Annotated in this window: 21 protein-coding genes; 9 read left to right on the plus strand and 12 right to left on the minus strand. The window is 65.1% G+C overall.

Going from position 1 to position 22,128, the window contains the following annotated elements; genetic code table 11:
• Window positions 1-114 precede the first annotated feature (114 nt).
• Window positions 115-2,307, minus strand: coding sequence for a bifunctional 23S rRNA (guanine(2069)-N(7))-methyltransferase RlmK/23S rRNA (guanine(2445)-N(2))-methyltransferase RlmL (gene rlmKL / locus AYB31_RS04020; RefSeq protein WP_068826035.1), 2,193 nt, complete (start codon window positions 2,305-2,307; stop codon window positions 115-117).
• A gap of 392 nt (window positions 2,308-2,699) precedes the next feature.
• Between rlmKL and rmf the strand changes: the two genes are divergently transcribed.
• Window positions 2,700-2,915 carry a ribosome modulation factor gene (rmf, locus tag AYB31_RS21015; RefSeq protein ID WP_082805191.1) on the plus strand — a complete coding sequence of 72 codons (216 nt, stop codon included), beginning with the start codon at window positions 2,700-2,702 and terminating at the stop codon, window positions 2,913-2,915.
• 81 nt (window positions 2,916-2,996) lie between these two features.
• Here the strand turns inward: rmf and AYB31_RS04025 are convergent, their stop codons facing one another.
• Both AYB31_RS04025 and AYB31_RS04030 read right to left on the minus strand, forming a co-directional pair.
• On the minus strand, window positions 2,997-4,022 hold the full coding sequence (locus AYB31_RS04025) for a quinone-dependent dihydroorotate dehydrogenase (RefSeq protein ID WP_068826036.1): 1,026 nt from the start codon (window positions 4,020-4,022) through the stop codon (window positions 2,997-2,999).
• Between the two features lie 107 nt (window positions 4,023-4,129).
• Window positions 4,130-4,351 (minus strand): DUF2835 domain-containing protein, encoded by a 222-nt coding sequence (locus AYB31_RS04030; RefSeq protein ID WP_068826798.1) that lies wholly within the window; start codon window positions 4,349-4,351, stop codon window positions 4,130-4,132.
• 150 nt (window positions 4,352-4,501) lie between these two features.
• Here AYB31_RS04030 and AYB31_RS04035 point away from each other — a divergent pair, with 150 nt between their 5' ends.
• Window positions 4,502-5,395, plus strand: coding sequence for a DUF6685 family protein (locus AYB31_RS04035; RefSeq protein WP_068826038.1), 894 nt, complete (start codon window positions 4,502-4,504; stop codon window positions 5,393-5,395).
• A gap of 52 nt (window positions 5,396-5,447) precedes the next feature.
• Here the strand turns inward: AYB31_RS04035 and AYB31_RS04040 are convergent, their stop codons facing one another.
• The 4 genes from AYB31_RS04040 to AYB31_RS04055 form a co-directional block, all read right to left on the minus strand.
• Complete coding sequence (locus tag AYB31_RS04040) at window positions 5,448-5,804, minus strand: ribonuclease E inhibitor RraB (RefSeq protein ID WP_068826040.1); 357 nt, start codon at window positions 5,802-5,804, stop codon at window positions 5,448-5,450.
• A gap of 277 nt (window positions 5,805-6,081) precedes the next feature.
• Window positions 6,082-6,843 carry an SDR family oxidoreductase gene (locus AYB31_RS04045; RefSeq protein ID WP_068826041.1) on the minus strand — a complete coding sequence of 254 codons (762 nt, stop codon included), beginning with the start codon at window positions 6,841-6,843 and terminating at the stop codon, window positions 6,082-6,084.
• Window positions 6,840-7,775 carry an alpha/beta hydrolase gene (locus AYB31_RS04050; RefSeq protein ID WP_068826043.1) on the minus strand — a complete coding sequence of 312 codons (936 nt, stop codon included), beginning with the start codon at window positions 7,773-7,775 and terminating at the stop codon, window positions 6,840-6,842. The genes AYB31_RS04045 and AYB31_RS04050 overlap by 4 nt, the downstream gene beginning before the upstream one ends.
• Window positions 7,759-9,231, minus strand: coding sequence for a flavin-containing monooxygenase (locus tag AYB31_RS04055; RefSeq protein WP_068826049.1), 1,473 nt, complete (start codon window positions 9,229-9,231; stop codon window positions 7,759-7,761). The genes AYB31_RS04050 and AYB31_RS04055 overlap by 17 nt, the downstream gene beginning before the upstream one ends.
• Before the next feature lie 110 nt (window positions 9,232-9,341).
• On the opposite strand from AYB31_RS04055, the gene AYB31_RS04060 reads away from it, so the two are divergent.
• Window positions 9,342-10,358: an AraC family transcriptional regulator gene (locus tag AYB31_RS04060; RefSeq protein ID WP_068826051.1), complete on the plus strand. Its 1,017-nt coding sequence runs from the start codon at window positions 9,342-9,344 to the stop codon at window positions 10,356-10,358.
• A 13-nt stretch (window positions 10,359-10,371) separates the two neighbouring features.
• On the opposite strand, the gene AYB31_RS04065 is transcribed toward AYB31_RS04060, so the two are convergent.
• Window positions 10,372-12,453: an LTA synthase family protein gene (locus tag AYB31_RS04065; protein ID WP_153020648.1), complete on the minus strand. Its 2,082-nt coding sequence runs from the start codon at window positions 12,451-12,453 to the stop codon at window positions 10,372-10,374.
• A gap of 139 nt (window positions 12,454-12,592) precedes the next feature.
• Here AYB31_RS04065 and AYB31_RS04070 point away from each other — a divergent pair, with 139 nt between their 5' ends.
• A complete protein-coding gene (locus AYB31_RS04070) occupies window positions 12,593-12,943 on the plus strand; it encodes a VOC family protein (protein ID WP_068826054.1) in 351 nt (116 codons plus the stop codon).
• Between the two features lie 1,115 nt (window positions 12,944-14,058).
• Window positions 14,059-14,601 (plus strand): methyl-accepting chemotaxis protein, encoded by a 543-nt coding sequence (locus tag AYB31_RS22225; protein WP_442961793.1) that lies wholly within the window; start codon window positions 14,059-14,061, stop codon window positions 14,599-14,601.
• A gap of 28 nt (window positions 14,602-14,629) precedes the next feature.
• Here the strand turns inward: AYB31_RS22225 and AYB31_RS04080 are convergent, their stop codons facing one another.
• The gene (locus tag AYB31_RS04080; protein ID WP_068826058.1) at window positions 14,630-15,442 is read right to left on the minus strand and encodes a substrate-binding periplasmic protein; all 813 of its coding nucleotides are present in this window, start codon (window positions 15,440-15,442) and stop codon (window positions 14,630-14,632) included.
• A 150-nt stretch (window positions 15,443-15,592) separates the two neighbouring features.
• A complete protein-coding gene (locus tag AYB31_RS04085; RefSeq protein ID WP_068826060.1) occupies window positions 15,593-15,784 on the minus strand; it encodes a PLDc N-terminal domain-containing protein in 192 nt (63 codons plus the stop codon).
• Window positions 15,785-16,013: 229 nt separating this feature from the next.
• Between AYB31_RS04085 and AYB31_RS04090 the strand changes: the two genes are divergently transcribed.
• The 4 genes from AYB31_RS04090 to AYB31_RS04105 all read left to right on the plus strand — a co-directional run bounded on the left by AYB31_RS04090 (window position 16,014) and on the right by AYB31_RS04105 (window position 18,868).
• Window positions 16,014-16,277, plus strand: a complete 264-nt coding sequence (locus AYB31_RS04090; RefSeq protein WP_068826062.1) for a hypothetical protein — start codon at window positions 16,014-16,016, stop codon at window positions 16,275-16,277.
• 156 nt (window positions 16,278-16,433) lie between these two features.
• Complete coding sequence (locus tag AYB31_RS04095) at window positions 16,434-17,417, plus strand: GlxA family transcriptional regulator (protein WP_177332272.1); 984 nt, start codon at window positions 16,434-16,436, stop codon at window positions 17,415-17,417.
• A gap of 19 nt (window positions 17,418-17,436) precedes the next feature.
• Window positions 17,437-17,676 carry a DUF1272 domain-containing protein gene (locus AYB31_RS04100; protein ID WP_068826064.1) on the plus strand — a complete coding sequence of 80 codons (240 nt, stop codon included), beginning with the start codon at window positions 17,437-17,439 and terminating at the stop codon, window positions 17,674-17,676.
• 10 nt (window positions 17,677-17,686) lie between these two features.
• Window positions 17,687-18,868 (plus strand): MFS transporter, encoded by a 1,182-nt coding sequence (locus tag AYB31_RS04105; RefSeq protein ID WP_068826066.1) that lies wholly within the window; start codon window positions 17,687-17,689, stop codon window positions 18,866-18,868.
• Between the two features lie 164 nt (window positions 18,869-19,032).
• Here AYB31_RS04105 and nfuA read toward each other — a convergent pair whose 3' ends face one another.
• Both nfuA and AYB31_RS04115 read right to left on the minus strand, forming a co-directional pair.
• Entirely contained in the window at window positions 19,033-19,617 is a 585-nt protein-coding gene (gene nfuA, locus AYB31_RS04110) for a Fe-S biogenesis protein NfuA (protein ID WP_068826068.1), read from the minus strand.
• 152 nt (window positions 19,618-19,769) lie between these two features.
• Window positions 19,770-22,013, minus strand: a complete 2,244-nt coding sequence (locus AYB31_RS04115) for a fatty acid cis/trans isomerase (RefSeq protein ID WP_442961790.1) — start codon at window positions 22,011-22,013, stop codon at window positions 19,770-19,772.
• Window positions 22,014-22,128 lie beyond the last annotated feature (115 nt).

Here is a 22,128-nt window from a genome sequence, read left to right on the forward strand (position 1 = left end):
CAAGAACGCACCTACCCCGTATAGAAAAACGCCGCGACTCTGTAGAGAACTCGCGGCGTTTTCTTGAGGTGGGAACGCTTTACGCCAACGGGCAGGCGCGTCCTGAAGCCGGCCTCAGCCCTTGGCGGTCAGGCGCCAGACTCGATGGATCTTCGGGTTGCGGGCGAAGTCCTGATCCAGCGTCGTGGCACTGATCTCTTCCACCGCATAACGCTCGGCCAGGTCGGCATCGAACTGGAACTTGCGGAAGTTGTTGGAGAAGTACAGCACGCCGCCGTGCGCCAGGCGGGCCATGGCCAGGTCGAGCAGGCGGCCGTGGTCGCGCTGCACGTCGAACACGCCTTCCATGCGCTTGGAGTTGGAGAAGGTCGGCGGGTCGATGAAGATCAGGTCGTACTCGCCGCGATCGGCCTCCAGCCAGGCCATCACATCGCCCTGCTCCAGGCGCTGCTTGTCGGAATAGCCGTTGAGCGCCAGGTTGCGCCGCGCCCAGTCCAGGTAGGTTTTCGACAAATCGACGCTGGTGGTGCTGCGCGCGCCGCCCTTGGCCGCGTGCACGGTGGCGGTGGCGGTGTAGCAGAACAGGTTGAGGAAGCGCTTGCCGGCCGCCTCCTGCTGGATGCGCAGGCGCAGCGGGCGGTGGTCAAGGAACAGCCCGGTGTCCAGGTAGTCGGTAAGGTTGACCAGCAGGCGCACGCCGCCCTCGGTAACTTCCATGAATTGCCCCTGGGTCGCCTGGCGCTCGTACTGTTTGGTGCCGCTCTGGCGCTCACGACGCTTGATCACCACCTTGTCGGGCGAGATACCCAGCGCCACCGGGATGGCCGCCAGGGCGTCGAGCAGGCGCGCCAGGGCCTTCTCCGGGTCGATGGAGCGCGGCGGCGCGTATTCCTGCACATGCACCCAGTCGCGGTACAGGTCGATGGCCAGGGCGTACTCCGGCATATCGGCGTCGTACAGGCGATAGCATTCGATGCCGGCCTTCTTCGCCCACTTGCCCAGGCTCTTGAGGTTCTTCTGTAGGCGATTGGCGAACATCTGCCCGCCTTCGGACAGGCGCGCCGGCTCGGCGGCCACGGACGGCGACTGTGCCGCTCGTTCCTCACCCGCCGCCTGGCGTCGTTCGCCAGTCACGAACTGCTCGGGCAGCACCTTGAACAGCAGCAGCTTGCACGGCAGTGCGCCGTTCCAGAAGGCGTACTGCTTGTGGCTACGCAGGCCCATGCGTTTGCCCAGTTCCGGCGCCCCGGTGAACACCGCAGCCTCCCAGTTCAGGCAACTCTGGCGCAGGCGCTCGCCAAGGTTCTGGTAGAGATAGAGCAGGCTAGCCTCATCACCCAGGCGCTCGCCATAGGGTGGGTTGCTGATGATCAGGCCGGTCTGGTTCTTGTCCGGACGCGGCTCGAAGGTGGCCAGTTCGCCCTGGTACAGCTTGACCCACTCGCCCAGGCCGGCCCGCTCGATGTTGTTGCGCGCCGGCTGGATCAGGCGCGGATCGGCCTCGTAGCCGCGAATCCACAGCGGTGGCTTGGCCAGGCCCTCGGCGGCGCGTTGCTCGGCCTCGGCATGCAGCTTCTTCCACAACGCCGGCACATGACCCAGCCAGTTGCTGAAGCCCCAGCGTTCGCGACGCAGGTTCGGCGCCTGGTCGGCGGCCATCATCGCCGCCTCCACCAGGAAAGTACCGACACCGCACATGGGGTCGGCCAGGGCCCCGCCCTCGGCGGCGATGCGCGCCCAGCCGGCGCGGATCAGGATGGCCGCAGCCAGGTTCTCCTTCAGCGGCGCCGCGCCCTGCTGCAGGCGGTAGCCACGCTGGTGCAGGCTGTGCCCGGAGAGGTCCAGCGACAGCACCGCTTCGCCACGGTCCAGGCGCAGGTGGATGCGCAGATCAGGGTCGACCTTGTCGATCGACGGGCGGGTACCGGCCGGCGTACGCAACTTGTCGACGACGGCGTCCTTGACCTTGAGCGCACCGAAGTGGGTGTTGTCGATCCCGCTGCCGTGGCCGCTGAACTCAACCGCCAGGGTACCGGCCGGGTCCAGATGCTCGGCCCAGTCGACCGCCAGCACACCCTGGTAGAGGTCTTCGGCATTGGCCACCGGGAAGCGCCGCAGCACCAGCAGCACACGGTTGGCCAGGCGCGACCAGAGGCACAGACGGTAGCCCACCTCGATAGGCGCGAAGCCACGCACGGCGGCGGTCTGTTCGCGCACCTCCTCCAGGCCGAGGTTGGCGGCCTCCTCGGCCAGCAGGCTTTCAAGGCTCTTGGGGCAGGTCAGGATCAGTTCGTAGCGATCGGACATGGGGCTTCCATCTGTAACGGTGGCTTATCGGCCACCCGGTGCGACGCAGTGCCGCAAGGCGACCCTTCGTCGGAATAAACGGGGCTCGCAGACGCGAGCCATTCGCAATGAGATAGGGACGAGGCCCTGCACCAGCGCTGGGCCGCAGCCCGTTAGGGCCTACCCATCAACACTAGCTTATGGCTCCTGCCCTATTCGCGTTACGCCCTTATGACAAAACGATCATTCACAGGGTGTAACGCATTCGTTAGAAATCAACTCAGGCCGGCACCGCAATGGTGCTGGCAGGTGGCCCGCCACGCCGGCAGCGGGCCCCACTGGCAGAGGCTTTTCTGCCCGGCCCCGGCAAGGGGCCAACGGGACATAACAGTCAACAGTGAGGGCAACACCCGATGAGAAGACTTAAGCGTGATCCGTTGGAACGAGCTTTTCTACGCGGTTATCAGCACGGCATTCATGGCAAATCCCGCGACATGTGTCCTTTCACCCACCCGTCCGTACGGCAAGCCTGGATCAATGGCTGGCGCGAAGGGCGCGGCGACAACTGGGACGGACTGACCGGCACCGCTGGCATCCACAGACTCAACGAACTTCACGCTGTCGGCTGAGCCGACCACAGACTTCACCAGACCGTCCCATCCGGGCGGTGGGCGAGAGCCCGAGGGCCCCTCAGGGGCCCTTTTTATTGCCTAGGCCTTGGGCAGCGCGGCGATGGCGTCCACCGCCTCGCGAATCAGCGCCGGCCCCTTGTAGATAAAACCCGAATAGATCTGCACCAGGCTGGCTCCTGCGGCGATCTTCTCAGCCGCATGCGCACCTTCGGTGATGCCGCCCACCGCGATGATCGGCAGACGACCCTGCAGCTCGCTGGCCAATACGCGCACGGTGTGGGTGCTCTTGTCGCGTACCGGCGCACCGGACAGGCCACCCGCCTCATTGCCGAACGGCAGGTTCTCCACGCCCTCGCGGCCCAGAGTGGTGTTGGTGGCGATGACCGCATCCATGCCCGTCTCGACCAGCGCCTGAGCCACCTGCACGGTTTCCTCATCGCTCATGTCCGGGGCGATCTTGATCGCCAGCGGCACGCGCTTGCCATGTTGCTCGGTCAGGTCTTCCTGGCGCTGGCGCAGCGCTTCCAGCAACTGCTTGAGCTGGTCGCCGAACTGCAGGCTGCGTAGCCCCGGAGTGTTGGGCGAGCTGACGTTGACGGTGACATAGCTGGCGTGGGCATAGACCTTGTCCAGGCCGATGAGGTAGTCGTCCACCGCCCGCTCGACCGGGGTGTCGAAGTTCTTGCCGATATTGATGCCCAGCACACCCTTGTATTTAGCTGCGGCAACCCGCGCCAACAGATGGTCGACGCCATGGTTGTTGAAACCCATGCGGTTGATGATGGCGCTGGCTTCCGGCAGACGGAACAGGCGTGGCTTGGGGTTGCCCGGCTGCGGGCGCGGGGTGACGGTGCCAATCTCAACGAAGCCGAAGCCGAGCTGGGCAAAGCCGTCGATGGCGTCGCCATTCTTGTCCAGGCCGGCGGCCAGGCCTACGGGGTTGTCGAACTGCAGCCCCATCACCTGTACCGGCAGACTGACCGGAGCCTTGCACAGCAGGCCGTTGAGGCCCAGACGACCGCCAGCGCCGATTAGGTCGATGGACAGTTCGTGGGACGTTTCAGGAGCGAGGCGGAACAGCAGCGCGCGGGCCAGGTCGTACATGGGCGGGTCGGCTCGGATAGGGTGACAGTGGTAAACAGGGCGCGATTATAGCCGCCAGCACTAGCCGACGGCGAGGCAAGGGAGTAATAAGGGAGCCGTTTGCGCAATCATTGCAGCTGACGCAGGTCGAGCAGTTCTCCGGCCGTGCTGAATTCGAGCTCGAACACGCCATGTATGCCGTCGTGGCGCAGGAAAGGACGCAGATGATGAGCCGGCAAGCTGACCTTGCGGCCATCGCGGCTATATAACAGAACCCGATTGGCGCGCCCTTGGTAAACCGCCAGGAAACGTTCCGCAGACAGCGCGATATCCAGCACCAGGCTGAGCATGGAGGCACCCTCGACAATGAATGGCAACATTTTGCCACAGACTACGACACGGACGCCCAGGCGCGTGCCGGCAACCTGCCCGCTGAGCAGTGCGAGGTGGCGACAGCTCTGCCACACTGACGCGGTAGTACCGGGAGTATCCTGCGGGTCATGAGTCTTTCCGAATCCCCTTCCAGTCTGGCATCACGCCTCTCGGCCCTGGCCCAGCGCCTGGGGCTGAGCGGTCGCGTCGCACGGCTGGTGTTCGAGCGCGCGCGCAATCTGCGCCTGCCGTTCAGGGTGTTGCCGGAACCAGTAGCAAGCGTCTGGTGGCAGGCGGGCCCGCCCCTGCAGCGCCTGGTCGATCTGCCGCGCGATGCCCTCTCCGGCCCGGTACAGGAAGACAAGGCCGCGGCCCGTGCGGTGCTGATGGGCGTGGTCGAACGCGAATGCCTGCATGTGGACGATTTCGACCTGCGCCGGATCGACGGCTTGTGCAGCCCGCCGCCGAGCCTGGACAGCACCCTGGCCAGCTTCGAGGAAGTAGCCGCCTGCCCTCTCGGGCGCAGCGTGCGCATCATCAGTTACAAGGACTTTCTCAAGACCATCAGCCAGGCCATGCCGCGCTTTCTCGCCGCCGAAGCGGTCGAGTTGCGTCAGGCCAGCTGGTATGGCGAGCGCCTGTTCTGGGCCGGCGAGCAACAGGGCGAAGCCTTTGCCTGCGCCATTGCCTACGCACGCCTGCGCGGCCTGGAAGTCACCCTGCCCGCCGAGCTGATACGTTACCGTCTGAGTGCCAGCGGCCTGGCCGAATTGCGCCAGCGCTACCATATGCTGGCCATGCCCGTGCAGGCCTGGAGCGAACCAGCGTTCATGGGCCTGCTGCTCGATCACGGTCTGCCCTATGCCCGCCTGTCACTGCTGCGCTACCCAGATGCCCCGGAGTTCCTCCTGCTACCCAAAGATTCCCCGGAAGCCAATGCACTGGGCGAAGGCTTGCGCCTGGCCGGTGCGCCGGACGTGACCGCCTACCTCGAAGCGCTGCAGCAGCGCACCGAAACCTGATCCGAAGGGAATTTGGCCGACCAATCCGAAGATTGGCCGGCGTCTGCAACGCTCAGGGAGCGCTCGCCAACTGCGCCCCCAGGCGTACTTCCTGAGTCACCCCCCAGCCGTCCAGCACACCGCCGAGCGGCCCTACCAGGGCTTCCAGATCCTGCTCGAAACTGCCGATACCCACATAGGTGGCATACATCACCTTGCTCACCTGCAGGTGCCAGGCACCATCGTCACGCACACTTACCTGAGCATTCAGCGATTCACCTCGGAACTGCCCAGCTGCCGCTCTGGCCCGGGCCTCATCCGGGAAGATGGCGTAGAACTCGATAGGATGGACACGGGCGAAATCGAAACCGCCCTCTTTCATGCGGCGCAGAACATTACTGCTGACATCATCTTGGAAGGCTGTGCTCATGTTGCGACCTCCTCTCAGGCGATGGATCGACCGCGGTCGCCGATACGTGACGACCTCGCGACACCTTGCGGTGCCGCCCGAGAACCAGGCAGGTGCTGCCTGGTCTGTCATGAACGGGCTTGGCCCGTCGGCAGCCGGCCCGCGAATGCCGAGCCGAAACTGCCGCCTCTTCAGGGTAGCGGTTGATTCGCCAGCCTGCTGGCACTCTGACCACCGGCGGCGGCTGTGGCGACGGGCGGCCAGGCTTGCCTGGGCAACGGGCAGCTGTGAACCGCACCTAGTCGCGGCTGATCCAGCCCATCAGCAGCCGGCTCAGCGCCGGTGGCGAAACCTGGCCGGACCAGTACATCAGCTTGAACAGCCAATGGATCGGCCGATGCACCTTGGCGTGCTGCGCCTGTTGCCAGACGGCGGCGGCAATATCCTCGGCAGCCAGTTTGACGCCCATACGACGCAACGCCGGAGGCTCGAAACTCTGCTGGGCGACCATGGGCGTGCGCACGAATGGCGGCATCAGGTCGCCAACGCGGATGCCATGGCGCTGCCACTCCAACTCCAGGGCCTCGGTCAGGCCACGCACGGCGAACTTCGAGGCCGAGTAGCTGGCCATGTGCGGCGTGCCGTACAACCCGGAAGCCGAACCCATGTTGATCACCTGGGCGCCCGGCGTGCCCTTGAGGTAAGGAAATGCCGCGTGGGTCATCTGCAGCAGGCCGAGCACGTTGATCTGCAGGATGCGCGCGTGCTCATCCAGCGCGATGTCCTCGAAGTGGCCGAAACGCAGAATCCCGGCGCAGTTGAACAGCAGGCGCAGGCGCCCGCCGTGCAGGCTGCAGAAGTCCTGCAGCGCCTCGCGCACCGCGCCGGCATCGCCCACATCCAGCTCCGCGTGCCAGACCCCGCCCAGCTCGGCAGCCAGCTCGGCCAGCGCCAGGTGATTGATATCCAGCAGACCGACTTGCCAGCCGCGCGCATGGAACAGCCGCGCCGTGGCCGCGCCGATACCGGAAGCCGCCCCCGTGATCAGAATGGTGTTCATGGACAACCTCGTTGGCGAATAAACTCGACGACCCGCTGCAACGCCAGATCGGCGCTGGCCAACAGACCGCAATTGATCTGGAACACATGCCACTGCCGGCGATACAGCTCCAGGCGGCAATCCACGCCCGCAGCCCGCGCCCGCTCGGCCAGCAACTGGCTCTGGCGCAGCAGGACTTCGTCCTCGCCGACCTGCACCAGCAAGGGCGGCAAGCCGTGCAGCTCGGCATACTGCGGCGAAACCTCAGGAGCCCGCCAATCCTGGCCTGGCGGACAGTAGGCCCGCGCACCCTGGCGCAGCCATGCGGGTTGAATCAGCGGATCGCCGCCAGGCGGCTGATGCAGGTTGTCACCACTGAGATCGGTGAACGGCGAGAAGCACACCAGCGCAACCGGCAGCGGCAGGCCCAGTTCACGCAAGCGCAATGCACAGGCCAGAGTCAGGTTGCCGCCGGCCGAATCGCCGGCGATAACGATGCGATCGGCCGCCAGGCCTTGCGCCAGCAAGGCACGGTAGGCCGCCAGGGCATCGTCGCGAGCGGCCGGGAATGGCTGCTCCGGGGCCAGGCGGTAATCCAGCGCACACAGGCTCACACCCGCCGCGCGGGCCAGGTGACTGGTCAGGCTGCGGTGGGTCTGCGGCGAGCCGGCGATGAACGCCCCGCCGTGCAGGTACAGCAGCACCCAGCCGTTGTCCGCGGCCGGCCGCAGCCATTCACACGGCACCCCGCCCAGTACGCCGGGCTCGACCCGCACTCCGCCGGCCACCTTGCCCAGCCGCGTGCCCAGCCACAGCAGGCGACGCTGGGCCCTGACGTTGACGCCAGGGCGCAGCCCGCCCCGCGCCAGCAGCCACACTGCCCCGCGCAGCACTCCGCTGAGCAGGCGCTGCCCAAGCCCAGAAGGCGCAGAGAGTTCAACGGACCAGGTCATAGGCGCTCCAGTCCGGCTGCCGGGTATGCCGACGGTAGCTGAAGGTGAAGCCAGACCAGTTGTTGGTGTGCTTGCCGGCGGCGTTCTTGTACCAGCTGCTGCAGCCCTGCTCCCACACCGAGTGCTCGATGGCGTGCTGCACCCGCTGGTTCCAGGCGTCCTGCACCGGCTTGCGCACATCCAGGTAGCGCACCCCCTGGTCGAGCTTGTCCAGGCAGGCCAGCACGTAGGGGAACTGGCTTTCCAGCATGTAGATGATCGAGTTGTGCCCCAGGTTGGTGTTCGGCCCATAGAGGATGAACAAGTTGGGGAAGCCGTTGACGCTGATGCCCTTGTAGGCCTCGGCGCCGTCCTTCCAGGCCTGGTTCAGGTCCAGCCCGCCGAGCCCGCGAATCTGCATCGGCGCCAGGAAGTCGCTGGCGGCGAAGCCGGTGCCGTAGATCAGCACGTCGGCAGCGTGTTCGCGACCGTCGGCAGTGATCACCCCGTGCTCGCTGACTTCGCGAATGGCCTCGTTGACCACCGCCACCTGCGGCTGCGCCAGCGCCGGGTAGTAGTCGTTGCTGATCAGGATGCGCTTGCAGCCCATCGGATAGTCCGGGGTCAGTTTGGCGCGCAAACCAGCATCGTCGACCTGGCGTGCGAGATGGCGCAGAAAACTGCCGCGCATCAGCTTCATCAATCCTGGTAGCACGAAGAAGGCCACGCCACGGGCCTCGTGATAGAGGTATTGCAGGCCACGGTCGAGCTTCTGCGTCCACGGCCAGCGCTGCATCAACGCCAGTTCGAAACGGCTGTAGGCGCGATCCGGCTTGGCCAGCACATAGGCCGGCGTGCGCTGGAACAGGGTCAGCTGTTTGACCTTCGGCACGATTTGCGGCACGAACTGAATGGCGCTGGCGCCAGTGCCGATTACCGCCACGCGCTTGCCGCTCAGGTCGAGGTCATGGTGCCAACGCGCCGAGTGGAAGCTTTCCCCGGCGAAGCGTTCCACGCCAGGAATCTGCGGATACAGCGGCCGGTTGAGTTGGCCGCAGGCACTGACCAGGGCCCGCGCACTGAAGCTGGCACCATCGGTGGTAGTCACCCGCCACAGCGCGGCCAGCTCATCGAACCTGGCCTGGGCCACTTCACTGTTAACGCGAATCTTCGGCTGCAACCCGTAGTTGTCGATGCACTGCCGCACATAGGCGAAGATTTCCGCCTGCGGGGCGTAGCGCCGGGTCCAATCGGTCTTAGGCTCGAAGGAGAAGGAATACAGGTGCGACGGCACATCGCAGGCAGCGCCGGGATAGCTGTTGTCGCGCCAGGTGCCACCGGGTTCGCTGCCCTTCTCGAGGATCAGGAAGTCATCCACGCCCTGCTGGCGTAGACGCATGGCCAGGCCCAGCCCGGCAAAGCCGGCGCCGATGATCAGCACGCGCAGGGGTGCCGTTTCAGGAGTCTTGTTAGGCATTGTTATCTCCGTGTACCGCGAGTATCGCGAATGCACGGATGCTAAGCACTCTTGCGGCAGAGGTTTATGGCATAGTCGGTCAATAAATTGTGACTTTCGGACAAACCCTCATGCCAGGCACGACCCGCAATCCGGTACGACGCAGCGCCATCAGCGTGCAGCTACTGACCCAGTTCGGCCTTGACCAGGGGCTTGCTCTGGATGCCTGCCTGGACGCCACCGGGCTGGACTGGCAGGTGCTCGGCGAACCCGGCGCCGAAGTGAGCGCTGAGCAGGAGCTGCAACTGTTGCGCAACCTGGTTCGGCACCTGGGCCAGCGGGCGGGCATCGGCCTCCTGGCTGGGCGCCGCTACCAACTCAACGTCTATGGCATCTGGGGCTTCGCCCTGCTCAGTAGTCCGAACGGGCGCGAGGCCGCGCGCCTGGGTCTGCGCTATCTGGACCTGACCTACGCCTTCCACGGCATGCACCTGGAGGAACACGGAGACGAAACCCACCTGCTGTTCGACGACAGCGCCGTGCCCGACGACTTGCGTGCTTTCCTGCTGGAACGCGACCTGGCCGGCATGCTCTGCGTGCAACGCGCCCTCACCGACCAACAGCACATACTCAAACGCATCGACCTGCGCCTGGCAGAGCCGACCGACACCAGCCTGTACCTGCAGGAACTGGGCGTGGTCCCGCGCTTCGGCCAGGTGGAAAACCGCCTGGTGGTCGACAACCAGTGGCTAGACCGGCCCTTGCCCGGAGCCAATGCGCAGGTGGTCAGCCTGTGCGAGACACAATGCCAGCAACTACTGGACAAGCGCCGCCAGCGCGATGGGCTGGCCGGCCAGATACGCAACCAGCTGCTGAGCCGCCCCGGATATCTGCCGGACATGGAACAGATGGCTACCAGCCTGCACATGAGCTCGCGCACCCTGCGCCGACGCCTGGAAGCGGAAGGCAGCAACTTCCGCCTGCTGCTCGAGGAAGTGCGCCAGACCCTGGCCGAGGAGCTGCTGGGCACCGGCGGCCTGAGCCTGGAGGAAATTGCCGAGCGCCTGGGTTATGGCGAAGTGTCCAACTTCATCCATGCCTTCAAGCGCTGGAAAGGCGTGGCGCCGCGGCAGTACCAGCGGCGCTGACACTAGCAGGCTGCTACTGCTCGGCCTGCACTAGGTTACGGGCACTGGAGGCATGGTCGGCCACCCCCGCGGTGTTCTGCAGCAGGCTCTGGGTGGCGACCTGCAGGAAGGCTTCCAGGCGCTGCTGCAACGCCGGCTGGGCCGGATCGTTGCCCAGCACCTCGACCTTGGCGCCGGCGCCCAGCTGGTAGCGATAGAGCTTGGCCTTCTGGTCCTTGGGCTGCACCAGGATCTTGTCGCCGTTGACCACGGCCACGGTCTGGTCGCTGCCCGAGGGCTTAATCACGCCGATGCCCTGATCGCCTTGCGGCAGACTCAGCAGGTCGCGGCCCCAGCACTGATGGCAGACCTCGCCCCCGAGGCGGCCCATGATGGTCGGCACCACGTCGATCTGCGTGCCCACGGTGTCGCGCCGCGCGCCGAACTTCTCCTGAATCCCCGGCGCGATCAGCAGCAGCGGCACGTTGAAGCGGAACAGGTCCATCTCGGTCAGTTGCTCAGGACTGCCGAAGCCATGGTCCCCCAGCACCACGAACAGCGTGTCCTTGTAATAAGGCTCCTTCTTGGCCTTCTCGAAGAACTGTCCCAGTGCCCAGTCGGCATAACGCATGGCCGTCAGGTGTTCGTTGTAGGAGCCCTGGTCGGTGACCGGGGCCACCGGCAGATTCTCCGGCAGGGCGTAGGGCGTATGGTTGGACAGGGTCTGCAGCAGCGCATAGAAGGGTTTGTGCGGGTCCAGCTTGGCCAGCTCGGCCGCGCCCCGGTCGAACATGTCCTGATCGGAAACACCCCAGGTCGGGTCCATGAACACCGGGTCGACGAAATCCTCACGACCAATGAAGCGACGCATACCCTGGTTGCTGAAGAACCCGGACTGGTTGTCCCACTGGAAGTTGCCGTTGTAGACGTACAGGTCATCGTAGCCGCGGGCGCTGAGCAGCTGCGGCAAGCCGGAGAACTGGTGACTGCCTTCCGGGGTACGCATCAGGTACTCGAAACCCGGCAGGTTGGGAAAGCAGGCCATGGTGGCGAACATGCCCTGGTGGGTATGGGTGCCGTTGGAGAAGAAACGGGTGAACAGCAGGCCTTCCTGGCTCAGGCGGTCGAAGTTCGGGGTGATCCCGGCATCGCTACCCAAGGCCCCCACCCAGCGCCCAGCGAAGCTTTCCATCAGGATCACCACCACGTTGCGCACCGGCAGGGTTTCCGCCGCCGGCGGGGTGAAGTCGCGACGCACTGCGGCGCTATTCGCGTCGACCAGCTGATCGTGCTCGCCCAGCAGCATCTGCCGTACCGTCTGCACCGCTTCGGCTTGCGGCAAGGTCGCTTTCCAGGCGTTGTCGCGATGCTCGGAGAAGCTGTTCTTCGCCGCATCGGCCAGGGTCAGGATGCCGTTCAGGCCCAGGTGGTTGGCGAACATCGACTCGGTGGTGAAGGCATCACCCCAGCGCAGCGGCGGGCCCTGCTTGAGCGTGCCGCGCGCGGCGACCACCGCCAGCAGCAGGCAGACGAAGAACACGCTGAAGCGGCCGTACCAGGCCAGAGGCGTCACCGCCTGGCTTGGCCGGGTCAGCTTGTCGATCCAGTGGAACAGGCCGACCAGCGCCAAGGTCGCCAGGCCCCAGGCCAGCAGATAGCGCCCAACCGGGAAGCCGTTCCAGAGCATGCTCGATACGGTGCCCAGGTCCTCCTGCAGGTACTGGAACACCAGGCTGTTGAGGCGCTGATGAAACTCGCGATAGAAATCCAGTTCAGCCACGCCAAGCAGCAAGGTCAGGCTGGCCGCGAGAACCAGCCAGCCCAGCAGCACCCGCCGCGCGACCATCGCCCGCGTGCTGAGCAGCGCCAACAACATGGGCGCGCAGATATAGACCACCACCCGCAGATCGAAACGCAGACCGTTGCCGAACGCTTCGAGCAGATCGCCCGTGCTGGCATCGCCAATCTGCTCGCTGTTGTGGTACAGCAAGGCCAGGCGCAGCAGCGAATACATCAGCATCAGTGCCAGGGCGCTGAGCAGGGTAAACGCCAGATGACTGGCCACACCCGGTTGCAGGCGGGTGACAGGGGCTGTCGAGGACGAGCGGGGAACCATGGAGGGCATGACGGATGAAGTCCAACGCGGTTACAAGGTATGAAGCCGCGAATTGTTCTGCGCACCAGGTGAAAATTTTGTCGAAGTGCAAGCGCCTGCAAGGCCAGGAACGGAACAACAACCCAGAAGGAGTCAGCACATGCACCAGCACCACGGCATCAACTATCTGGAAATCCCCTGTCGCGAGCTCGACGCGAGCAAGGCCTTCTTCAGCCAGGTATTCGGCTGGACCTTCACCGACTACGGCCCGGACTACAGCTGCTTTCTCGGCACCGGCATCGACGGCGGCTTCTATCGCTCGCCACTGGATTTCGAGTGCGACCGCGGCAGCCCGCTGATCGTGCTGTACAGCGCCGACCTCAACGCCAGCCTGAATGCCGTGCGCGATGCCGGCGGGCGCATCGTTAAACCGGTGTTCGCCTTTCCAGGTGGCCGCCGCTTCCATTTCGCCGACCCCAGCGGCAACGAGTACGCGGCCTGGTCCGAATGACGGCCAGGCTTTCTCGCCATTGTCGCCGCCAGATCGGCCACTTGTTGCTACAAGCCCCGTTCTAGAGGAGCTGACCTTGAGCGTTTCGTCGTCAACGGATCGCCGCCGAGCTTTTGACTGGGTAAGCTCGGCGCAGGCCACTGGCCATCATTCGTGTCGACTACTCCAGTGCCAATAGCCAGGGCGCTGCACAAGAAACGGAACCCACCGTCATGCAACAAGGCCTTCTTGCCACTTTCATGCCCCAGACCGAGCAGCACCACAGCGACCAGTTGCTCAGTCGCATGCTCGCCTTCTTCAGCCTGTGCGGCCTGGCCATCGGCCTGTACAGCGGTATCAAGTGGGGGCGCCTGGGCAACACTGCGCTGGTGCAGGGCTCGTTCCTGCTGATCATCGGCATGCCCCTGGTCTTGCTGATCCTGCGCAATGCCTGGTTACCAGCGCGCGGCGTGGCCAACCTGTCGATGGCCCTGATCAGCAGCTACGCGATGATCCTCATCTACCACCTGGGCGGTCTGCATTCTGCGCATATCTTCTGGCCGCTGGTGGTGATCGGCTTCGCCTACCTGCTGGTGGGCGGACGCAGCGCGGCCTTCTGGGCGCTGCTGCAGCTGTGCTTCGTATTCTGGCTGATCCGCCTGGACCGCTCCGGTGCTGCCCTGCCCGCCTTCGAGCTGAGCCCACGCGACGCCATGCTCAACCAGTACTCGGGCTACCTGCTGCCGGTGCTCACCGTGTGGCTGGCGCAGTGGTACAGCTCGCGGGTACGCCAGCAGGCGCTGGACGATGCCCAGCAACACCTGCAGGAAGCCGAGCGGGTCAACCAGGCCGCTACTGCCAGCAGCCGACAGCTGGCCGACCTGCTCGACGAAGTGCGCCATAGCGCCAGCGACCTGCGTCAGCTCTCGCAGCAGCTGTACCGCACGCTGGACAACATGCGCCAGCGCTGCCAGGGCATCGACAGCGATCTGCAGCAGCAGGCCGATGCCATGCACCAGCTCGACCTGGCGGTACATGAGGTGCTCGACAGCCTGGCGCAGAGCACCGCACACATGCAGCAGCTGAGCCAGGACACCCAGCACAGCAGCGGCCAGGTCAACGCCTGCGCCACCCGCATGCAACAGGCCCAGAGCAGCATGCAGGCGATCCAGGCGAGCAACCTGCGCATAGCCGAATCCATGCAGATGATCAGCGCCATCGCCCAGCAGACCAACCTGCTGGCGCTCAACGCGGCTATCGAGGCGGCCCGCGCCGGCCAGCACGGACGCGGTTTCGCCGTGGTCGCCGATGAAGTACGCAACCTGTCGCAGCGCAGCAACCAGACCGCCGACACGGTGCAGAACGTACTCGGCCAATCCGAACAGATCGTCAATACCGGTGCCGAGCAGGTCAGCGACGTGGGCGAAGCCCTGGCCGAGAACGCCGCCCTGACGGCCAACCTGTCCGGCGCCATCCTCGAACACAGCCAGGCCCTCGATCAGGCCCATCGCCAACTGGCCCAGGTACGTGAACACAGCGGCGCGCAACGCGAGGCCAGCCAACGTCAGCGCGTGGCCAGCGCCGAACTGCTCAGTGCACAGGAGTCGCTGGTGGATCTGGGCGAGCGCCTGGAGCAACTGTCGCAGCAGTTGCACCAGCGGGTGGCCTCACAGCAGTAAGGCAAACAGCGGTGGCGGGCCGCTTCGTTCAGGGCGGAGGCTGGCGCAGATAGCGACGAGCCAGATCCGCGCCGAGCTGCTCGCGTTGCTCGGCCACGGCGCGCCAGAGCCCCTCGGCCAACTCGGGGTGGGCGATGTAGAAGCGGTGCGAAAGTGGCAGATACCAGTCGGCATTCAGCAGTGGCTGGGGCAGAAACATCAGCTGCCCCTGCAGTTGCAGGCGCTCGATCAACCCCAGGGCAATTTCGCGCTCCAGCACATAACCATCCAGACGCCCCGCCGCTACCAGCTTGAGCGCCGCAGCCTGCCCCAAGGATTCGCTGGCCAGCACGCCGAGCTCACGCAGACGCTGACTAGTGGCATAGCCCAGCGGCGCGCCAACCCCATAACGGATACCGGTGAAACGCTCACCGTCCCACTGCAGTGCGCCGCCTGGACGCACGATAATCGGATACTCGACGCGCCACAGACGCTGGTTCGCATCGACCGGCCTCTGCTGCTGCGGATCACGGCCCGGATAGCGCCCCCAGCTATCGCGATCGAGCTGCCAGACGGCAATGAACAGGCCATCGCTGACACCGTTCTGCACTTCGTGCACGCAGCGTTTCCAAGGCTGCTGATGCAGATCCAGGCGCAGTTTGGTGCGGTACGCGGCCTGTTGGATCAGTTCGATGATCAACCCCGGTTGCTCCGTCGGCGCCTGCTCCGGCGGACCGGTATAGGGCGGCAAGCCACCCAGCTCATAGCAGAGCCTGAGTCGCGGCCAATTCTCCTCCGCGGCAGCGGCTGCGAAGGACAGGCTGCCCAGCACCAGCAGAAACAACACGCGCAGGCTCGACATGGCGATCCCTTCTTGAGCACCTTGCTCAAGCATGGTGGGCCAAACAGCCCTCGTCCAGAAATGCCGCGCGCTTCCTTCAGTCCACGTTGATGGTGCTCAGTCGTTGTTCACGGCGACTGGGCAGAACTCCGGGTTGCGCTGCGACAAACTTCAGAGTCGGACATTGCCACGCGGCCCGGCCAGGGCCCAGATGATCAGTCCCAACACCGGCAGGAACAGGATCAGCAGCACCCAGAGGATCTTGATCCCCATGTCCGCGCCACTTTTGATCACATTGATGATTGCCCAGATATCCAAGGCGAGGATGACCAGGCCGACAAGGCCGCTGAGGGTAGAGCCCATGGGGAACACTCCTGTGTGATGGGACCGCACTTGTAGGATAGGAGCATTGGCCGTTCGTTCAATCACGAGGAGAAACCCTGAAAAAACGGTGGCATGCGACATATTCCTATGTTTTTACGACAACGTGTGACTCCAAGGTCAGGTTTTGACATCCATTGTTCACAGGCCACGGCAATAGGTGCTTTCGCTGGCCAGATCGCACATTGGGCACTCTTGGAGAAACAGACCCATGAACACCTCGCTCCGCGTCAACGAAGCTCTGCTTATCGCCGGCCGCGCCTTTCAACCTTTCCAGTGCGTCGCCTGGCAGCCTCAGGATGGCACCGGTTCGCTCACCCTGACCGTGATCGACCGCACCAACAAGCGCCTGGGCCAGACCCAGCTGGATATCCGCACCTACGCCGACCCGGCGCAGCTGGCCGATGTACTGGCTCAGTCGCGCGAGCAGATCAGCCGCCAGGGCTACGCCCTCGAGCCGTGGAGCATGCCCTGATCCTTTTTCCCCGGCCTGCCGCCTACCGAACCCCCTCTGCCGCAAGGCGAGGGGGTTTTGCTTTTATGGGCCGGCATTGTCCATATCTGTGGGGTTATTGTCCTTGTTGCCAAACGGGCATGGGCGCAGACTTTCTCCAGTTCTTGGAGACTGCCCATGCGAACCATTGCCTGTCTGATCTACCCCGATGTGATGAGCCTGGACGTCACCGGCCCGCTGCAGGTGTTCGCCTCGGCCAATGTCGAGTGCCAGCGCCAGGGCCGGGCAGCGGCCTATCGCCTGCAGATACTGGCGGAGCAGACCGGGCCGGTGGCCACTTCCGCCGGCTTTCAGCTGGTCGCCGAGCAGGCCTGGCGTGAGTGCGCTCCCGCAACACTGGACACCCTGCTGGTGCCCGGCGGCCTGGGCGAAACCGCCCAGTGCGCCAACCAGCCGCTACTGGACTGGCTGCGCGCTGCCGAGCCGCAGGTGCGCCGCCTCGGCTCGGTCTGCTCCGGCGCGCTGATCCTGGCCGCCGCCGGCCTGCTCGACGGCCGACGCGCCACCACCCATTGGGCCGACGTACCGGCCCTGCGCCGACATGAAGGCATCGAGGTAGAGGGCGACCGCCTGCACACCTACGACCCGGAAGGCCGCGACGGTGACGCCCATGTATTCACTTCGGCGGGAGTCACCGCCGGCATCGACCTGGCCCTGGCCCTGGTCGAGGCCGATCTCGGACGGCCGCTGGCCCTGGCCGTGGCCCGGCGCCTGGTGATGTTCCTGCGCCGCCCCGGCGGCCAGGCGCAGTTCAGCGCCCTGCTCGCCCCGGATGTCAGTCGCACGCCGCGCCTGCTCGGCCTGCTGGAGTGGATGGCGCAGAACCTGGCCGCCGATCTGTCGCTGGAAACGCTGGCCCAGCGCGCCAACCTGTCCAGCCGCAGCCTGTCACGGTTGTTCGTCCAGGAGCTGGGCATGGGCCCGGGTCGTTATGTCGAACAGCTGCGCCTGGAGGCCGCCCGCGGCCTGCTGCAGGACAGCGGCGCCTCGATCGGCACGGTGGCGCGCCTGACCGGCTTCCGCCACCCGGAAAACCTGCGCCGCACCTTTCACAAGCATCTGTCGGTAAGTCCTCAGGACTACGCCGAGCGCTTCGCCTGACTCGCCAAGGAGAATCACCATGCTGCAACTGCGCCCCGGCTGCGAATGCTGCGACCGCGACCTGCCGCCCGACTCGACGGAGGCGCTGATCTGCTCCTTCGAATGCACCTTCTGTCGCGATTGTGCGGAGCAGAAACTGCACGGCCTGTGCCCAAACTGCGGCGGTGAGCTGGTACGTCGCCCCAGCCGCCCGGACACGGCGCTGACTCGCTATCCCGCCTCCTGCGAGCGCATCTACAAACCGGCCGGCTGCGCCTGAGGAGATCATCATGCTATTGCTGAACAACCCCACGCTGCTGCGCCTGTTCCTGGCCCAGGCCCTGTACTGGAGCTGCACCCTGATCGGCGTGACCCTGACTTCTCTGGTCGGCCTGCAGCTGGCGCCGCTCAATATCCTCGCCACCTTGCCCCTCGCCCTGCTGGTACTCGGCTATCTGCTGTCCACCCAGCCGCTGTCGGCCTTCATGCAACGCCGTGGGCGCCGTGCGGGGCTGTTGCTCGGCGCCATCGCCGGCATGCTCGGCGGCCTGCTCAGCGCGCTTGGCGTGTGGCTGGCGGACTTCTGGCTGTTCTGCTTGGGTGCCCTGCCCATCGGCGTCTATCAGGCCTCTGCCATGTACTATCGCTTCGCCGCGCTGGAAGCGGTGGACGAGGCGCACAAAGGCCGCGCCACGGCCTGGGTCATCGGTGGCGGCCTGCTGGCCGCGCTGCTGGCGCCGGAACTTACCCTGTGGGCGCGCGATGCCCTGGCCACGCCCTTCGTCGGCGCCTACCTGGCCCTGGCCGCGCTCGCCGCCCTGGCCTTGCCGCTGCTCGCTGGTCTGCGCCAGGGCGCCCTGCCCGCGGCCAACGGTGGCGCACTGGCCGCCATGCGTAGCCTGCTGTCCCGTCCTGTGGTGCGAGCGGCCATCGCCACCACCGCGATTGGCCACGGCCTGATGATCCTGGTGATGAATGCCACGCCGCTAGCCATGAGCTTCTGCGGGCTGCCCCTGGAGGCCGGTGCCGAAGTGATCCGCTGGCACATGGTCGGCATGTTCCTGCCGGCCTTCGTCGCCGGGCCGCTGGTGGACCGCCTGGGCGCTCGCCGTGTGGCACTGCTCGGTATCGCCCTGCTGGTAGCCAGCGCCGCCATCGCGCTGGGAGGCCAGGCACAGGCGTACTTCCTGGTGTCGTCGCTGTTGCTCGGCATGGGCTGGAACCTGATGCTGGTCGCCGGCACCACGCTACTCGGCGAGGGCCATGCTCCGGAAGAGCGCGGACAGGCTCAGGGCCTGATGGAGCTGGGCAACGGCGCCGTGGCGACTGGCGCCTCGTTCGCCTCCGGCGCGCTGATCAGCGGCCTGGGCTGGAACCCGGTGAACCTGGCCATGCTGCCACTACTTGCAGTGGCCCTACTCGCCCTGAGCCAGAGCAGAAGGCAATTACTGCCGGCCGCAACAGGGCGCTAGCGCTTGCATAAAGCGAGTGGGAGCGGCTGGGCGGCACTCTGCTTTAGCCGCGATGCAGGCAACAACTGCAGTTGCCCCTATCGCGGCTAAAGCCGCTCCCAGAAAGCACCTGTGCCATACAAAAAAGGCGCCCGAAGGCGCCTTTTTCATGGACCGCACGCAACTCAGTAGTACGCGTTCTCGCGATTGCTGTGGTCGGTCACATCGCGCACGCCCTTCAGTTCGGGGATGCGCTCCAGCAGGGTCTTCTCGATGCCTTCCTTGAGCGTCAGGTCGGCCTGACCGCAACCCTGGCAGCCACCACCGAAACGCAGCACGGCGATGCCTTCGTCGACCACATCGACCAGGGACACCTGGCCGCCATGGCTGGCCAGACCCGGATTGATCTCGGTCTGCAGGTAATAGTTGATGCGCTCGGTGACCGGGCTGTCCTCGTTGACCATCGGCACCTTGGCATTCGGTGCCTTGATGGTCAGCTGGCCGCCCATACGGTCGGTGGCGTAGTCGACCACGGCGTCTTCCAGGAACGGCTCGCTGACGGCGTCGATCCAGGCCGTGAAGCTGGCCAGGCCCAGGGCGGTGTCTTCCGGCTTCTGCTCACCCGGCTTGCAGTAGGCGATGCAGGTTTCCGCATAGGGCGTGCCGGGCTGGGTGATGAAGACGCGAATACCAATGCCCGGCGTGCTCTGCTTGCTCAGCAGATCGGCCAGGTAATCGTGGGCGGCTTCGGTGATGGTGATGGCGCTCATGGCAACTCCTCGCAAACGTGACGCCAGTGTACGCCAATCGACGGGGCGGGATAAAGTCCTAGCATTTTAGTAGGAATAATTCCCGTCAACCTGACAAGCACCTCCGTTGCAGCCGTAGATCGCAGTCTCCGAGGCTGGCAGCAAAACCGGTCTCAGAGATTCTGGTAGCGATTCATATCCAGCACCCCGGCCTCGTTCGGCTCGGTTTCGCGGATATAGGCCGACAGATCGTGGAAATAGCGCCAGAACTCCGGGTGGCTGCGGCGAATGCCCCAGCGCAACACCAGCTGCTCGAACGCCGCCTGATCGCGCACCGCCTCCAGCGCACCGACAAACTCGGGAACCTCGCTGGCCGGCAGGCTGAACATGAAGTTCGGGTAGCTGCTCAGCACGCCCGGATAAACGGTGAGGGTATCCAGCTCCGGCTGGTAGCGCAGGGATTCGCCGCTCATGAAGGCCACGTTGCTGTGGGCACGGTTGCGCAGCAGGCTGTAGACCTCGCGCCTGCCGTCGACGAGTTCCACACGCAGCAGGGTCGCCTCGGGCAACTGGTCGATCACCTTGAGCCCACCGGCAGGTCGGCTGGTCAGTCGGCTCAGCGCTTGCTCGGCATCCTCCAGCTCCGCCGACAGCCCAGGGCGATGACAGACCGCCGTGCGACAGCGATTGATCGGGTCGGGACGGGCATTGAGCGTGCCGTAACGCTGCAGCAGCACCTTGGCAAAAGCCCCCTTCGCCCCCTCCTCCGGCAAGCCAAGCGCGCTCGGGGTGTCGTGATCGACCGCCGTGTAGTCCAGCCACATCTTCAGCTTGCCGCTGTTCTGGTACCAGTCGTCCAGGTAGGCCTGGCGCGATTCGGGCGGCAGCAGGCGGAGGAAGTTCAGCTCGGCGCCATTGCGGATCAGGTCGAAGTACAGGCGCGTCTGCGCCTGGTGAGAGACATTGCCGAACACGTCGAAATTGACCACCAGCTGGTAGTAGGTGCGCTCCAGCAACGGGTAGTCCATCAGCCACAGCGTCTGCGGCACCTCGCCGATCAGGCCCTTGCGCACCATGGCGCTGTCGTGGTGGCGGAAGATGCTCAGCAGCGCATTGTCATTACCGGCCCAGAGTTGCGACCAGCCCGGCGCAGGAGCGTCGGCGTAGGTTTCGCGGCGTAGGTCCTCGTACTCGTTGCGCTTGTCCCGATAGCTGCGCCAGAGGCCGAGCAGATCGCCGATCTCATCGAACTGGCCAGGCATCGCCAGCAGCGGCGTGGCGCGCTCGCGGTATTCGGCATCGGTAATGTAGAGGTCATGCTCGGGGGCCTGGAACAGCGCCCAGAAATTGTCGCGGATCACGTCGGTGGCGATCTGCCCGCGGCAGACCGGACCACGAATGAAGGTACGCACGAAATACTCGGCGTTATCCAGCATGAACTGGTAGCGCGCCTGCGCGGGAATCGCGGCGAAGGTCTCGAACGGGTTGGCCCGGCGCTGGGCGCCGTAACCGGGAACTGCATCGAGGCTCCAGTCAGAGGCAAAGAACAACGCCTGCACCCGATCCAGTTTCTTCGCACTGAGCGGATAGGTGATGTGCGTCTTGTGCACGATCACGCCCTGGATCGGCCACAGGCGGTAGTAGAACTCGCTGCCTGGGTCATCGTTGGGCCGACGGGTGGCGATCATGTCGATCGGCTGGCCACTGGGTGTGCGTGAACGCACCAACTGGAAGAAATGTCCCGCCTCGCCACCTTCGAAATACAGGTGAGCGAGGAACAGATGCTCGTACAGCCAGCGACTGACCAGCCCTTGCCGCGCGCCTGGCGCATTGAACATGCGCTCCCACTGCGCAATCTGCTCAAGCTCAACCGCCCTAGGCTGCAGCGCCTGCTCGTCCACCGGCGCGCCTTGCTGGAGCCACTGTTGCAGGGTGGCGTACTGCTCATCGCTGAGGCCCGCCACGGCGAACGGCATGCCGGCATGGGCATGCTTCTTTGCGTAGGCGGAGAATTCATCAGGCAGCGGGCACTGGTTTTCCCGCGAGATGGAGATATCCAGTTCATCCGGCAGCTTGGCATTGGCCGCTAGCGGCTTGCTGCGCGCCAGCTCCAGCATGCGCGCCAGCAAGGCAGCCTGGCCGTCGCGGGCATCCAGCACCGAGGCGAACCCTTTGCTGCGCCAGGCTGACTCACTGTGGGCATCGAGGAACAGCCGCGTAGTCGGCTGCGCCTTGGTGCGCGTACCGTTGTACACCGGCAGCTTGCTGGCACCGCGCAACACCCCCTCGCCACTGCCCAAATTGAGCTGGCAAGGCGAGTCATAGCAGGCATGGCAGGCCACGCATTTCTCGGTAAGGATGGGCTGGATGTCGCGGCTGTAGGACAGCGGCGCGCTCGCCGCGAATACGGCGGGCATGACAGCGCAAAGCAAGAGGGCAAGTCCCTGACGCAGCATGGTTCTATCCTTGGAAAGATTGGCGGGATTCTAACCTCATGACACCCTGCGAACATGAGCAATATTCATGGAAAGT

Origin of the sequence: Pseudomonas sp. BMS12 (assembly GCF_001592875.1) — a bacterium.
GTDB lineage: Bacteria > Pseudomonadota > Gammaproteobacteria > Pseudomonadales > Pseudomonadaceae > Aquipseudomonas.